Source organism: Polaromonas sp. C04 (assembly GCF_002002705.1).
Classification (GTDB): domain Bacteria; phylum Pseudomonadota; class Gammaproteobacteria; order Burkholderiales; family Burkholderiaceae_C; genus Rhodoferax_A.
In genome coordinates, this window is sequence record NZ_MUNS01000020.1 from 378,099 (window position 1) to 390,653 (window position 12,555).

The 12,555-nt window shown below is 62.2% G+C and carries 11 protein-coding genes; 4 read left to right on the forward strand and 7 right to left on the reverse strand.

All coding sequences use genetic code 11. The features are described 5' to 3' along the window. Window positions 1-2 precede the first annotated feature (2 nt). The 3 genes from rsgA to B0E49_RS03050 are packed head-to-tail and all read right to left on the reverse strand — an operon-like array spanning window position 3 to window position 2,586. Window positions 3-1,004 carry a ribosome small subunit-dependent GTPase A gene (gene rsgA / locus B0E49_RS03040; RefSeq protein WP_502688694.1) on the reverse strand — a complete coding sequence of 334 codons (1,002 nt, stop codon included), beginning with the start codon at window positions 1,002-1,004 and terminating at the stop codon, window positions 3-5. Then, window positions 947-1,306 (reverse strand): 4a-hydroxytetrahydrobiopterin dehydratase, encoded by a 360-nt coding sequence (locus tag B0E49_RS03045; RefSeq protein ID WP_077560477.1) that lies wholly within the window; start codon window positions 1,304-1,306, stop codon window positions 947-949. The genes rsgA and B0E49_RS03045 overlap by 58 nt, the downstream gene beginning before the upstream one ends. Beyond that, a complete protein-coding gene (locus B0E49_RS03050; protein ID WP_077560478.1) occupies window positions 1,303-2,586 on the reverse strand; it encodes a M48 family metallopeptidase in 1,284 nt (427 codons plus the stop codon). The genes B0E49_RS03045 and B0E49_RS03050 overlap by 4 nt, the downstream gene beginning before the upstream one ends. A 58-nt stretch (window positions 2,587-2,644) precedes the next feature. Here B0E49_RS03050 and orn point away from each other — a divergent pair, with 58 nt between their 5' ends. Both orn and B0E49_RS03060 read left to right on the forward strand, forming a co-directional pair. Beyond that, entirely contained in the window at window positions 2,645-3,226 is a 582-nt protein-coding gene (gene orn / locus B0E49_RS03055; protein ID WP_077560479.1) for an oligoribonuclease, read from the forward strand. 238 nt (window positions 3,227-3,464) lie between these two features. After that, window positions 3,465-5,351 carry a DEAD/DEAH box helicase gene (locus tag B0E49_RS03060; RefSeq protein ID WP_077560480.1) on the forward strand — a complete coding sequence of 629 codons (1,887 nt, stop codon included), beginning with the start codon at window positions 3,465-3,467 and terminating at the stop codon, window positions 5,349-5,351. Between the two features lie 79 nt (window positions 5,352-5,430). On the opposite strand, the gene B0E49_RS03065 is transcribed toward B0E49_RS03060, so the two are convergent. The 4 genes from B0E49_RS03065 to B0E49_RS03080 form a co-directional block, all read right to left on the reverse strand. After that, on the reverse strand, window positions 5,431-6,594 hold the full coding sequence (locus B0E49_RS03065) for an SLC13 family permease (RefSeq protein WP_174571053.1): 1,164 nt from the start codon (window positions 6,592-6,594) through the stop codon (window positions 5,431-5,433). Between the two features lie 20 nt (window positions 6,595-6,614). Then, window positions 6,615-7,481, reverse strand: coding sequence for a class I SAM-dependent methyltransferase (locus tag B0E49_RS03070; RefSeq protein WP_286137763.1), 867 nt, complete (start codon window positions 7,479-7,481; stop codon window positions 6,615-6,617). A gap of 102 nt (window positions 7,482-7,583) precedes the next feature. After that, window positions 7,584-8,984: an MFS transporter gene (locus B0E49_RS03075; protein WP_217349206.1), complete on the reverse strand. Its 1,401-nt coding sequence runs from the start codon at window positions 8,982-8,984 to the stop codon at window positions 7,584-7,586. A 191-nt stretch (window positions 8,985-9,175) separates the two neighbouring features. Continuing rightward, window positions 9,176-9,751: a PEP-CTERM sorting domain-containing protein gene (locus B0E49_RS03080; protein WP_077560482.1), complete on the reverse strand. Its 576-nt coding sequence runs from the start codon at window positions 9,749-9,751 to the stop codon at window positions 9,176-9,178. A gap of 849 nt (window positions 9,752-10,600) precedes the next feature. Between B0E49_RS03080 and B0E49_RS03085 the strand changes: the two genes are divergently transcribed. Next, complete coding sequence (locus B0E49_RS03085) at window positions 10,601-12,043, forward strand: tyrosine-type recombinase/integrase (protein ID WP_077560483.1); 1,443 nt, start codon at window positions 10,601-10,603, stop codon at window positions 12,041-12,043. A 221-nt stretch (window positions 12,044-12,264) separates the two neighbouring features. After that, a complete protein-coding gene (locus B0E49_RS19960) occupies window positions 12,265-12,516 on the forward strand; it encodes a hypothetical protein (RefSeq protein ID WP_144264403.1) in 252 nt (83 codons plus the stop codon). Window positions 12,517-12,555: the final 39 nt, after the last annotated feature.

The window sequence follows — 12,555 nt, forward strand, 5'->3', positions numbered from 1 at the left end:
GCTCAGTACTTCGACTGGCTCAACTCGGCAAACAGGTCACTATAGATCTTATAGCGTCTCTCGCTGACCCCATCAGGGCTATCGGCTGGTTTGATGGCGGCGATCACGCCGCAGCCCGGTTCGTGCAGGTGCGTGCAGTTGTAGAACTTGCAGTTCGCCACCAGCGGTTTGAGGTCCGGCATGAACGCGGCCAGGTGCATGGCGTCGATGTGGTGCAAGCCGAATTCCTGAAAGCCCGGGGAGTCGATCAAGGCGGTCTCTCTGGCCGCATCGACCCAGTACCACGTCGTGCTGGTCGTGGTGTGCTTGCCCGAACTGAGCGCCTGGGAAATCTCGCCGGTGAGCGCCGCCGCACCGGGCACCAGCAGGTTGATGAGCGTGCTTTTGCCCGCGCCCGAGGGGCCGAGCACCAGCGTGGTCTTGCCCTTGAGGTGATCGATCAGCGTGGACGTCGCGGCCCGTGCCGGGGGTTGGCTTGGGTCCGCCGAAGCCTTGGGCTTGAGCGCCAGCGGCAGCACGTTGTAGCCCATGCGCCGGTAGGGTGCGAGGCGGCTCCAGGTGCGCTCGAACGGCTCCTTCAAATCGCTCTTGTTCAGCGCGATCAGGGGCGTGATGCGCTCGGCCTCGGCCGCGATCAGCGCGCGCGACAACTGGCTCTCGGAGAACTCCGGCTCGGCCGCGATCAGGATCAGCACCTGATCCAGGTTGGCCGCGAAGGACTTGGTGCGGATCTCGTCCTGGCGGTAAAACAGGTTGCGCCGTTCCTCGATCTTCTCGATCGTGCCTTCGTCCTGCGAGGCCTGCCACAGCACCCGATCGCCCACCACGGCCTGGCTTTTCTTGCCGCGCGGATGGCAGATCAGGCGCCGGCCGTCGGGCGTTTCCACCAAAAAATGCCGGCCATGGCCGGCGACTACCAGTCCGCCGTGGGACGCCGCGGCTGCGCTCAAGGCGCGGCCTTGGGATCGGGCATGGCCAGCAGCGCGTCTACCTGCGCCGCGCAGTCGAAATCGGTCACCGAGATGCCGCCGACGTCGTGCGTGTTGAAGCGCACCACGCAGCGGTTGTAGTGCACCGACAAATCCGGGTGGTGATCCTGCGCGTTGGCGATGAAGGCCACGGCGTTCACGAACGAGATGGTCTCGTAGTAATTGGCGAAGGTGTAGGTCTTCTCGATCGCCACGGCAGCGCCGTCGCCACTGAGTTTCCAGCCCTCCAATGTGGCCAGGCGAGCTATTATTTCCGTAGCGCTCAGTGCACGCCTGGTCTGGGCGCTCCAGTCTTTCTTTGTCAACATCGTGCTCATGCAGAAGCTCCTGTGATCATGCGCGCCAGGCGTTCGGACGCGGGCGGGTGGGAGTAGTAGAACTTCACGAACAGGGGATCGGGGGTCAGCGTGGAGGCGTTGTCTTCGTAGAGTTTGAGCAGGGCGGCGGACAGGTCCTGCCCGCTGGTCTGGGCCACGGCATAGGCATCGGCCTCGAACTCGTGCTTGCGCGAGAGTTGCGCGAACAGCGGGGAGACAAAGATGGAGAACACCGGCGCCGCCAGCACGAACAGCAGCAGCGCCAAGGCGTCGTTGGGCGCAGCCATGTTGGGGCTCACGCCCAGGCCGGTGTAGAACCAGACGCGCGTGGACAGCCAGCCCAGCAGCGCAAAGCCGGCCAGGCTGAGGGCGAACATGCCCGCGATCCGCTTGATGATGTGCTTGTGCTTGAAATGGCCCAGTTCGTGCGCCAGCACCGCGTCTACTTCGCCGGGCGAGAGCTTGGACAGCAACGTGTCGTAAAACACCACGCGCTTGGCGGCGCCGAAGCCGGTGAAGTAGGCATTGGCGTGCGCGCTGCGTTTGCTGCCGTCCATCACGAACAGGCCCTTGGCGGCAAAGCCGCAGCGCTGCATCAGCGTGGTGACGCGGTTCCTCAGGGTCTCGTCTTCGAGCGGTTTGAATTTGTTGAACAGCGGCGCAATGAAGGTCGGGTAAATCACGAGCAGCAGCAGGTTGAAGCCCATCCAGACGGCCCAGGCCACCAGCCACCACGAGGTCCACCAGGGGCTGCTCGGGAGCGCCCCCATCAGCCACAGGATCAGCGCGACGATCGGCAGGCCGATGACGGCGCCGACCAGCGCCGATTTCGCCAGATCGGCCAGCCACAGCCCCAGCGTCATCTTGTTGAAACCATAGCGCTGCTCGATCACAAAGGTCTGGTACAGCGCACCCGGCAGGTCGATCAGGCCGCCGATCAGCGCGAAGGCCGCCAGCAGCGCCAACTGCTGCAGCATGCCGCCGCCCAGCCAGGACAGCAGCGCCTGGTTCAGCGCGTGCAGCCCGCCCAGCAGCGTCCAGCCCAGCAGCACCGCGGCGCCAAAGGCCAGCTCCAGCAGGCCAAAGCGCGCCTTGGTCACGGTGTAGTCGGCAGCCTTTTGATGGGCGGCCAGTGTGACCGTCTTGGCGAAAGCAACAGGCACGCTATCGCGATGCCGCGCCACATGGCGGATCTGGCGTGAAGCCAGCCAGAATTTCACCAGCAGGCCGGCGACCAGCGCGACAGCAAAGACCAGCGTCAAAAGAAGTGAGGAGGACATGAATCGGAGTTTAGGCGTATTTCCGGCGGCTCTCGCGGCTTGGGCGACAATCCCCAGCATGTCTGAAGCCATCCTTGAAACAACGCCCTCCTTGCCCAAATCCGATCAAAACCTGGTTTGGCTCGACTGTGAAATGACCGGCCTGGACCCGGAAGTGGAGCGCCTGATCGAAATTGCGGTGGTCGTGACCGGCCCGAATCTGGAGCCACGCATCGAAGGCCCGGTGCTGGTCATCCACCAGAGCGACGAGCAACTGGCCAAGATGGACAAGTGGAACCAGAACACCCATGGCCGCAGCGGCCTGATCGACAAGGTGAAGGCCTCCACGATGGGCGAGGCCGAGGCCGAGAAAAAAATTCTCGAATTCCTCGCCAGATACGTGCCCAAGGGCAACGCGCCGATGTGCGGCAACACCATCAGCCAGGACCGGCGCTTTCTCGTGAAGTACATGCCCAAACTGGAGGCGTTCTTCCACTACCGCAATGTTGATGTCAGCACCCTCAAGGAGCTGGCCAAACGCTGGCGCCCCGAGGTCTACAGCGCGTTCAAGAAGCAGCAAAAACACACGGCGCTGGCCGATGTGCATGAATCGATCGACGAACTGGCGCACTACCGCGAGCACTTCCTGAAGATGTCATGACGGGGTTGGATTAGGTAAAAACCCGAATTCATGCGATAATTTAAAACTGAGCTGCAAACAGCAGCCCATTTGCACATCTCCCTTCACTCACACGGCTCGACAATACGAGCCAACTCAAGTCCAGCAGCGCCTTCGCTGCGGCCAGCATGACTGGCACTGAGCTTCGTTTGATGGTTGATGTTTTTTAACCATTGACGGGGCGCCCGCAGACCTTGCGGGGCTTTCGTGTGAGTACACCATGACTGACGCTTTTGACGCGACAGGCGATTTCTCGCTTGCCGAAACCTTTTCTACCGAATCTTCCAGCGATTCTTTTCAGGCGGAGCCCTTTGCTGCGCCTGCCGCTGAGTTTGCCGAGCCGGCCGAGGTGCTGACGCAAGACGTCGCCGAACCGGTCCCCGCCGTTCCCAACGGTTTCGTGAAGCTGGGCCTGGCGCCCGAGCTGCTGCGCGCCGTCGAAGACCTGGGCTTTACCCAGCCGACGACGGTGCAGCTGCAAACCATTCCGCTGGCCATGCAGGGCGAGGCGCAGGGCAGCGAGGCCGCGCGCTTCATCGACCTGATGGTCTCCAGCCAGACCGGCAGCGGCAAGACCGCCGCCTTCCTGTTGCCCGTGCTGCACACCCTGCTGAAACAGCAGGCGCAGGCCGAAGCCGACGAGCGTGCCGAATACGAGCGCGCGGTGGCCGATGCCGCCGCCAAGGGCGAAGCGCCCCCGAAGCGCGGCAAGCGCAAGGACCCGACCAATCCGCGCAACTTCAAGGCGGCCGCGCCCGGCGCGCTGGTGCTGTGCCCGACCCGCGAGCTGGCCCAGCAGGTGGCGCATGACGCCATTGAACTGGTCAAGCACTGCCGCGGCCTGCGCATTGCCAACGTGGTGGGCGGCATGCCCTACCAGTTGCAAATCGCCAAGCTGCAAAACGCCAACCTCGTGGTGGCCACGCCCGGCCGTCTGCTGGACCTGCAACGCTCGATGCAGATCAAGCTGGACCAGGTGCAGTTTCTGGTGGTCGACGAGGCCGACCGCATGCTCGACCTCGGCTTTGCCGACGATCTGGCGGAAGTCAACCAGCTCACCATCGAGCGCAAGCAGACCATGATGTTCAGCGCCACGCTGGCGCCGCGCATCCAGCAACTGGCCCAGCGCGTGATGCGCGAGCCGCAGCGCCTGCAGATCGACAGCCCGCAGGAAAAGCACCAGAACATCAAGCAGGTTCTATTCTGGGCCGACAACGCCCAGCACAAGCGCAAGCTGCTCGACCACTGGCTGCGCGACACCACGATCAATCAGGCGATTGTGTTTGCCAGCACCCAGATCGAGTGCGACGGCCTGGCGAATGATCTGCAGCAGGACGGCTTTTCTGCCGTGGCACTGCATGGCGCGTTGAACCAGGGCCTGCGCAACCGGCGCCTGATGGCGCTGCGCGAAGGCCATGTGCAAATCCTGGTGGCCACCGATGTGGCCGCGCGCGGCATCGACGTGCCGACCATCAGCCATGTGTTCAACTTCGGCCTGCCGATGAAGGCCGAGGACTACACCCACCGCATCGGCCGCACCGGCCGCGCCGGGCGCGATGGCATCGCCGTGACGTTTGCCGAGTTCCGCGATCGCCGCAAGATTTTCGATATCGAGAGCTACACCCGCCAGCAGTTCAAGGCCGAGACGATTCCGGGCCTGGAGCCGCAGCAGCGCTTTCCCGATGCACGCCCGCGCAGCAATTTTGGCGGCCGTGACAGCGACCGAGGTGGCCGCGACAACCATTCGCGGGATCGCAAGTTCGGCCCCGCGCGCGGTGCTGATCGCGGCGGATTTGGTGATAAAAGCGCCCGTGGCCCTTTCAATCCGGGCTCAGGTAGCTATCAAAATAATAGTAACGGCGGTTTTGGCCAGGGCAAGGAACGCCGCGAAGGCCCGCCGCGCGAGGGTTTCAGCTACGAGCGCAAGGGCGGCTTCAACGACCGCTTTGCCGGCGCCGGCCGCAGCGAAGGCGCGGCCCCGCGCGGCGACTTCGCCGCCCGCAAGCCCGCGTTTGGCAAACCCATGTCGGTCCGGCCTGGCAATGGCGGCAAGGTCTTTGTGCCGCGCGATGCCCACAAGCGTCCCGCCAAGCCGGTGCGCGACTGATCCGGTACCGCTTTGATTCAAGGGCCTGCACGTCGCAAGACGTGCAGGCCCTTTTCATGCGACGACAGCGCTGCGCAGATTACCAGTAGAGCAGGGCGTAGCCCACGATGCCCGCGACTGCCAGAAAAGGCAGGGAATAGGCGTGAAAGCTCAGCCACGCCCGGCGATCGCCCACCATGCGCAGGGCAATCAGGTTCGCCAGCGAGCCGACCATGACGCCAAAGCCGCCGATGTTCACGCCGTAGGCGATCACCCGCCAGTCGTGCGAGTATTCGGCCAGGGCAATGGCGGCCGGCACATTGCTGATGAGCTGCGAGACGCCGACGCCGGTCCAGAACAGGTGCTGCGGCTGCACCAGATCCAGCCGGCCCATCCAGCCATGCACCAGACTTTGCCCGGCCAGCAGGCGCAGATCGACAAACATCAGAATGAACACGAGCAGCAGGCCCCAGTCGATTTGCAGCAGCACGCGCCGGCGCACCAGGAGAAAGATCAGCGCCAGCGCGGCGAGCGCCCACGGCGCATGGTGCAGATCGGTGAGCAGCAGAAAAGGTACATACAGTGCCAGCGAGACGCCGAGCAGGGCGCGGTCCAGCGGCTGTTCATTTTCCTGAAGATTCACGTGCATGGGCCGGGCCGGAAATGACGCGACGGTCAGCGCCAGCAGCAGGACCATTAGCACGACGACCAGTGGCAGCATGTGGGCCACGAAATGCCCGAACGAGCTGTTCGACAGCTGCCACAAGAACAGGTTCTGCGGATTGCCGATGGGCGTGAGCGCCGAGCCTGCGTTGACCGCCAGCGCCTCGAACACGACCAGCCGCGTGGCGGGCAGTCGGGCGATGCGGCACACGCCCAGCGTCAGCGGCACCACGACGAACAGCGCGACATCGTTGGTCAGGAGCGTGGACAGCAGTGCCGCCGCCAGCACCAGGCACAGCGCCGCGGAGCGCTGCGTGTTCACCCGCGCAATGGCCCAGAGGCCCAGGCGGTGCAGGGCGCCACTGTTCTCCACCCCCTTGGTGAGCAGCAACAGGCCCGTCAGCGCCGCAATGGTGGGCCAGTCGACCAGCGAAGGGTAGGACCCGATCTGCCCGGGCGCCAGCACCGTCAGCACGGCCAGCACCGCCAGCAGCGTGAGGAAGAAAGCATCCTTGCCCAGGGTGCGCGCCAGCTGCGGCAGGAACTGCGCGGCCGTGGCCAGCGGCCCGGTCACGTGCGCCTTGCGCGGCTTGCCGTCCACAGTGCTGCCTGGCGCACCGATCAGGGTTTGACGAATTTCAGGACGAACTCGTCCTTGGGCTGCGCTGGTTCGGGCGTGTTCCTGTCGCGCGGGTCGGCCGGGTTGCGCAGGAAATTACCTTCTGCCACGAGCCTGAATCCGGCGGCTTCGACTTCCTGGCGCAGGAAGGACTCTTCAATGCGGTGCAGCGTGCCCGACTCGGAGATGCCGGTGCCGGGCCGGCCCGCGTGGTCGGCAATGACATACAGGCCCCCGGGCTTGAGCGCGGCGAACACGGCGCGGTTCACGCGCGCGCGGTCCACCCCCATGTGGCCGAAGTCGTGGTAATTGAACATCAGGGTCACAAGGTCAAGCCCGTTAGCTGCCACTTCGGGGGGCGCCGGGTCTTCAAAGGGCCGCGCGATGGGAATGATGTTGCGGGTCGCCGGATTTTGGGCGCGCTCGGCCAGCGTCAAAGGCGCCGCTGATGTCATTGGCATCACGGGGCCTGACACGCCCTCGCGGACCATGGGTTGGGCGCGGGCGGGATCGCGCGGCGCGTTTTGCCCGTACACGCGCCCGGTGGGTCCGACGGCGCGTGCAATCAGTTCGGTGGTGTAGCCGCGTGCCGCGCTCAGGTCCAGCGCCACCATGCCCGGGCGCACGCCGATAAAGGCCAGCATCTGCGCCGGTTTGCGGCGCAGGTCGTTGGTGCGGTCCGCCGCGCTGCGGTCCGGACTGGCCACGATCGCGGCAATCTGTGCGCTGGACAGCGTGGCGCCGGCAGGTGGCAAAGGTGGTGCAGTCGTGCAGGCGCCGAGCAGCAGTGCCATGCTTGCCAGCAAACCCCGCAGCACCGCGGTCCGCCGCGGTTTGATGGTGGCTAAAGTCTCGAGGAGTGAACGCATGCTGTGGCCCGGGTTGGTTGTGTGGGAATGACTATACGAGCTTGCATCAGCCGCGACGTGCCGCGTGATGCGTCGTGCGCAGGTGCTTCGCCATCCGTTGCGTCAGGCGGTTGCCGGAGCCCGCCCCACGCGCAGCGAACTGAAGGCACCCGCCACCGCCGCGAAGCAGGCCGCCAGCGCCAGTGCAATCACCGGGCCGCGCCCATTGTGGGCATTCTCGATACTGAAAATAATGGACAGCAGCACCGCGCCCAGCGTCTGGCCGGTGAGCCGCGCCGTGCCCAGCATGCCGCTGGCGCCACCTGAACGGTGCGCGGGCGCCGTTGTCACGATGGTGTGGTTGTTGGGCGACTGGAACATGCCGAAGCCGATGCCGCACAGCACCATGCGCCAGGCAATGGCGGCGTTGTCCGGCTGGGCCGGCAGCGCCGCCATCAAGGCCAGCCCGATCGCCATGATGGCCATGCCGATGCCGCCGAGCAGGCCGTCCGGGTAGCGGCCGATCAGGCGGCCCACAATGGGCGCCACGACCACGATGGCCAGCGGCCAGGCGGTGATCAACAGGCCCGCTTGCAGCGGCGTGCGGCCGTAGCTGTCGAGCAGCAGGAACGGCAGCGCGATGTAGGCCAGCATCTGCGCCGCAAAGGCGCCCACCGAGGAACACATCGACAGCGCGAACACGGGAATGCGCAGCAGGTCCAGCGGAAACAGCGGCAGCGGCTGGGTCCACTGGCGGCGTATATAGACCAGGCCAACCAGCAGGCCGCCCGCCAGCAGGGCCACGCCTGTGCCCAGGCTGGCGGGTGTCGCAGACGATCCGCCGTGCGCGCCCAGCGCATCGACCCCGAGCACCACCAGGCTGAACATCAGCGCATTGAGCAGCACGTCGAGCCATGACAGCCGCACGCCGGCCGGTGCCGCCACGGCGTTCTGCGGCAGGGCGCGCAGGCCCAGCCATAGCACGGCCACGCCCAGCGGCAGGTTGAAGACAAACAGCCAGGGCCAGGACGCCACCGACAGGATGCCGGCGGCGATGGAAGGCCCGGCCACCGCGGCGGTGGCCACCACCAGCGAATTGATCGCCACGCCGCGCCCGAGCAGGCGCCGCGGGTAAATCAGGCGCAATAGCGCTGAATTGACCGACATGATGCCGGCCGCACCCAGTCCCTGGATGGCGCGCGCCCCGGCCAGCATCGGCAGCGAATTGGACAGCGCGCAGACGAGCGAGGCCGCCGTGAACAGCACCAGCCCGCCCAGGTACACGCGCCGGTAGCCAATCAGGTCGCCCAGCGTTGCACACGGCAGCAACAGGCCGAGCGTGGCCACCTGGTAGGCGTTGACGACCCAGACGGCCTGCGAGGCGCTGGCCTGCAGGTCGCGCGCGATACCGGGCAACGCCAGGTTGACGATGGTGCCGTCGAGCACCGACAGCGCAATGCCGAGAATGATGACCGCCATCGCGTGGTAACGCGCCGGCGTGGGCAGACCGTCTTGGACAAGCATGAGAGTTTTGTGTGGGAGGGCGCGCCGTGCGCCGCGCCTTGAGAGTAGAAAGGGCTGTTAGCGAACATTATCGCCAACAGCCCTGTCATCAATGGTGGGTTCCGAGAGATCTTTGGGCGCACTACGCCAGCTCCGCCAGACTCCCGCAACGGGAAAGCCCGCCATTGGCGGGCTTTCGTGGGCGAAATTCTTTATACGTTCGTGTTCTTGCCGGCTTTGCGACGCGAAATACCGACGCCGACAAGGGCTAGCCCAAGCAACGCAAGAGTTGAGGGCTCGGGAACAGTAGCACTGAAGGACACTTGCGTTCCAGAAGTGCCATAGAGGTACGGCCCACCATTGACAAGCGAGTCATACCAGTAACTACCCGGGCCAGTTGCCCACAAATTCACCTCTAGTCCATTGCTGCCCGAAAACATCAAACCGCCAGTGGTGGTTATTAATGGGTCACTGGTTGGATTGAACTGGTTGTCGTAGTACCAGAGCCCGTCAGTTGTCGTATTTGCTTCGAAGCCGGCCGTATTTCTCGGTATCAAAGATAGCGTGTCAAAAACACCTTGCACAGTTTGCATCCCTGTCCCGTTAACGATCGTGTATGACCCGTCGCCATTAGCGGTTCCATTGAGAACCAGGGATCCAGAGATGTCGCCACCGTTAGAAAAACTCATATAAAAAGTTGTGATTGAAGCCTGAGCGGTTCCAATGGACATCGCAGCCACCGTCACAGCAACCATCAAAATATTCTTTAACGTCTTCTTGAAGCTCATATTGTTCCTTGAAATTCGGACCGATCCACTTGATTCGCAGTGTAACAAGCAGTTAACGTGCCAATAAAGAAATCATCATATGAATCAAGTAGTTACGAAAAATCAGGTAGATCGATGGTTACTATATGTAAGAATTGTCGACAATTTTACAAGAAGAAATCAGGGAGCCTTTCCCTTAAGTGCACTGGTGTAAGGATGCCTAATGGGTATTTAAGTCTCGGGAACGAGACGCTATCAAAGGAATAGCAAAAAGTTTCAAAAATGCCTGCACCAGGGCGAAGGGTCCAGGTTCGCGCGCGGCGCCGGACCAGCGGGGAAAAAGGGTACCGTCAATCGAGTCGCGGCCGTCGCTGCCTTGTCAGGGAAAGCGATATGGCGGAGCTATCGGCCAGGTGCTTCCTTTGGTAGCTGCTGTTGCCTGCTCACGACGAGCACTCTTTGCAGAGATACAAGGTCTTTGTCGGATGTACCTGCTGCCTGGGCTTGTTGCCTGCTATTGTCGGGGCAAGGTGGCAGTGTCCCGGGCTGGTGCAGGATGCCCCTGCCTGCTGGTGGATAACGACACGTATAACGACAGGACTGGCAGTCTACCCACTTGGGTGGTGAATGCCGCACCGTGCAGACCGCTTGGAAAGTGGTGGGTTCTGAGAGATTCGAACTCTCGACCTACGGATTAAGAGTCACATAAAATACTGTTTCGCTCTATCCAGAAGAATTCCACAATCGGATAGTTTGTCAATAAAATCAATAAGTTACAGTTGATTTATCTCCATAAGTAACCTACACTGAATTTCTTTAGCCAGCACTCAATTGCAACACCAATTGCAACAAGATATTCTAGGTAGGTCTATGGCAACTTCAGTTACGACGCTCAAGCGCACGGTTGGGAAGCCCCTGACAACTGCCGCCATTGCCGCAATGAAGCCGGGGCAGGTCCTTTCTGATGGCGCTATCGATACGGGGGCAGGACGGCTCAAAATTCGCAAGCGGCAAACCAAAACGGGGTCGGTGTCCGAGTGGTTGTTCATCTACTGGGGTAGCACAGGCAAGCGCGCCACCATGCTTTTGAACGGCAAGGCCAGCCGGTACAGCCCCAAAGTGCAGGAAGGATTTTTGACCATTGCCGAGGCCCGACTGCTTGCACGGAAACTTCAGGCGGGCCTTCAAACTGGGGTCGACCCAGCCGCGCAGCGTGAGCTTGAGAAAGCATCCGTACAGAAGGCCCAAGCCACTGCGGTCGCGAAGCTTCATGAACTGAAGAAAAAGACGCTACAGGCGCTCATGGATGCGTATGTCGATTCCCTGAAGGCCAAAGGCAAAGCGCGATCGGCCTACGACGTGGAGAACATGGTACAGAACCATATCGCCAAGCCGTTTCCCGAATTGGTGTCGTCGTCCGCGACCGCAGTTACGGCCCGGGACGTTTCGACGATTCTGACGCGTCTTGTTGGTCCTGATACGGCGACCAAGAAGGGCCGCACGGCGCTCAAGCTGCGCTCCTACATGGCTGCGGCGTTCAAGCTCGCCTTGGGCGCTGAGCTCGACCCGATGGCGCCGGCGAGCGCGATAGGGTTTGATCTGACGATGAACCCGGCCGCCGCCGTCCCAGCGACCAAAATGGCCGCAGCGTTTCACAAGGTCGGGGAGCGTACCCTGACAGTGGACGAACTGCGGAATTACCTGATACGACTGGAGTTGCTCCCGTCCCCGATACACCGTTTGGCGCTTGAGCTTCAAATCATGTCCGGCGGGCAGCGGCTGCAGCAACTCATCCGCTTGACCCACGCCGATGTGACAGATGGCGCATTCACGTTGTACGACCCCAAGGGGAAGCGCGCACAGCCTCGCGCCCACGTCCTGCCCCTATTGCCGGAGTTGCGGGACCGCATTGAGCAGCTCAAGGCCATTAACCCCGTGAGTGAGCGCAATGCCAAGGGCAACGTGTTTGCCAGTACTGGGGGCTCGATCATCAACGCAGAAACACTGTCGGGTGTCGTTCATGGAATCAGCATGGCCATGCTCAAAGCCAAAGAGTCCATGACACCGTTTCGCGGGGGTGATATTCGTCGAACCTGTGAAACCATGATGGCTGGGACGTTGGGTATTCACAAAGATACGCGGGCGCAGCTACTGAGCCACGGTATCAGCGGTGTTCAAGACAAGGTGTACGACAAGAGCAACCACATGAAAACCAAAGAAGCCGCATTACGTGCATGGATCGACTATCTAGGGGCTGTTCGGCACGGTGTTGAGCACGCTTCAAATGTTGTACCTCTACAGGCAGCAAAGTAGTCGGCTGCGCCGCAATGAACGCCGGATATTTCGGCCGTCAATGTTCAAGGGCATCATGCCGCTTGACCTCAGGTTGAATCTGGTTTGTAATAGCTACACCTGCGACCAATGGAGTGGACTCGGTTTAGGCGGCTTGCCGCTGAAATCGCGTGGGACTGGTGGTATGACCAGTCTAATCACTTCAACGGGAAGCATGCAATTCTCGTTATTAGGAGAACTGCATGGCAGTCACGATAGTCAATCAGCGCGAGCCCAAGCCGAACCGTGGTCGTGGGCATAGCAAAGCTCTCCCCCGTGTCGACCTAAACCAGCCCGGAAGGTTGCGCATTGGGCATCTCATGACCTATTACGATTTAGGTCACTCCACAGTTTACGTTCACCTTGAAAAAGGTCTGATTCCTGCTGCGGACGGCATGGTCAGAGGCCGCCAATATTGGCGAACAGAAACGATAAAAAACCACCTCGAAAAATGATGCACAGAAGTGCGTGGGGACTGCGCTGCGCATTCAGCA

Coding starts and splice junctions, on each gene's coding strand:
- B0E49_RS03045 (WP_077560477.1), bottom strand. CDS start 1,306: ATGAGCACGATGTTGACAAAGAAAGACTGGAGCGCCCAGACCAGGCGT.
- B0E49_RS03050 (WP_077560478.1), bottom strand. CDS start 2,586: ATGTCCTCCTCACTTCTTTTGACGCTGGTCTTTGCTGTCGCGCTGGTC.
- orn (WP_077560479.1), top strand. CDS start 2,645: ATGTCTGAAGCCATCCTTGAAACAACGCCCTCCTTGCCCAAATCCGAT.
- B0E49_RS03060 (WP_077560480.1), top strand. CDS start 3,465: ATGACTGACGCTTTTGACGCGACAGGCGATTTCTCGCTTGCCGAAACC.
- B0E49_RS03070 (WP_286137763.1), bottom strand. CDS start 7,481: ATGCGTTCACTCCTCGAGACTTTAGCCACCATCAAACCGCGGCGGACC.
- B0E49_RS03075 (WP_217349206.1), bottom strand. CDS start 8,984: ATGCTTGTCCAAGACGGTCTGCCCACGCCGGCGCGTTACCACGCGATG.
- B0E49_RS03080 (WP_077560482.1), bottom strand. CDS start 9,751: ATGAGCTTCAAGAAGACGTTAAAGAATATTTTGATGGTTGCTGTGACG.
- B0E49_RS03085 (WP_077560483.1), top strand. CDS start 10,601: ATGGCAACTTCAGTTACGACGCTCAAGCGCACGGTTGGGAAGCCCCTG.
- B0E49_RS19960 (WP_144264403.1), top strand. CDS start 12,265: ATGGCAGTCACGATAGTCAATCAGCGCGAGCCCAAGCCGAACCGTGGT.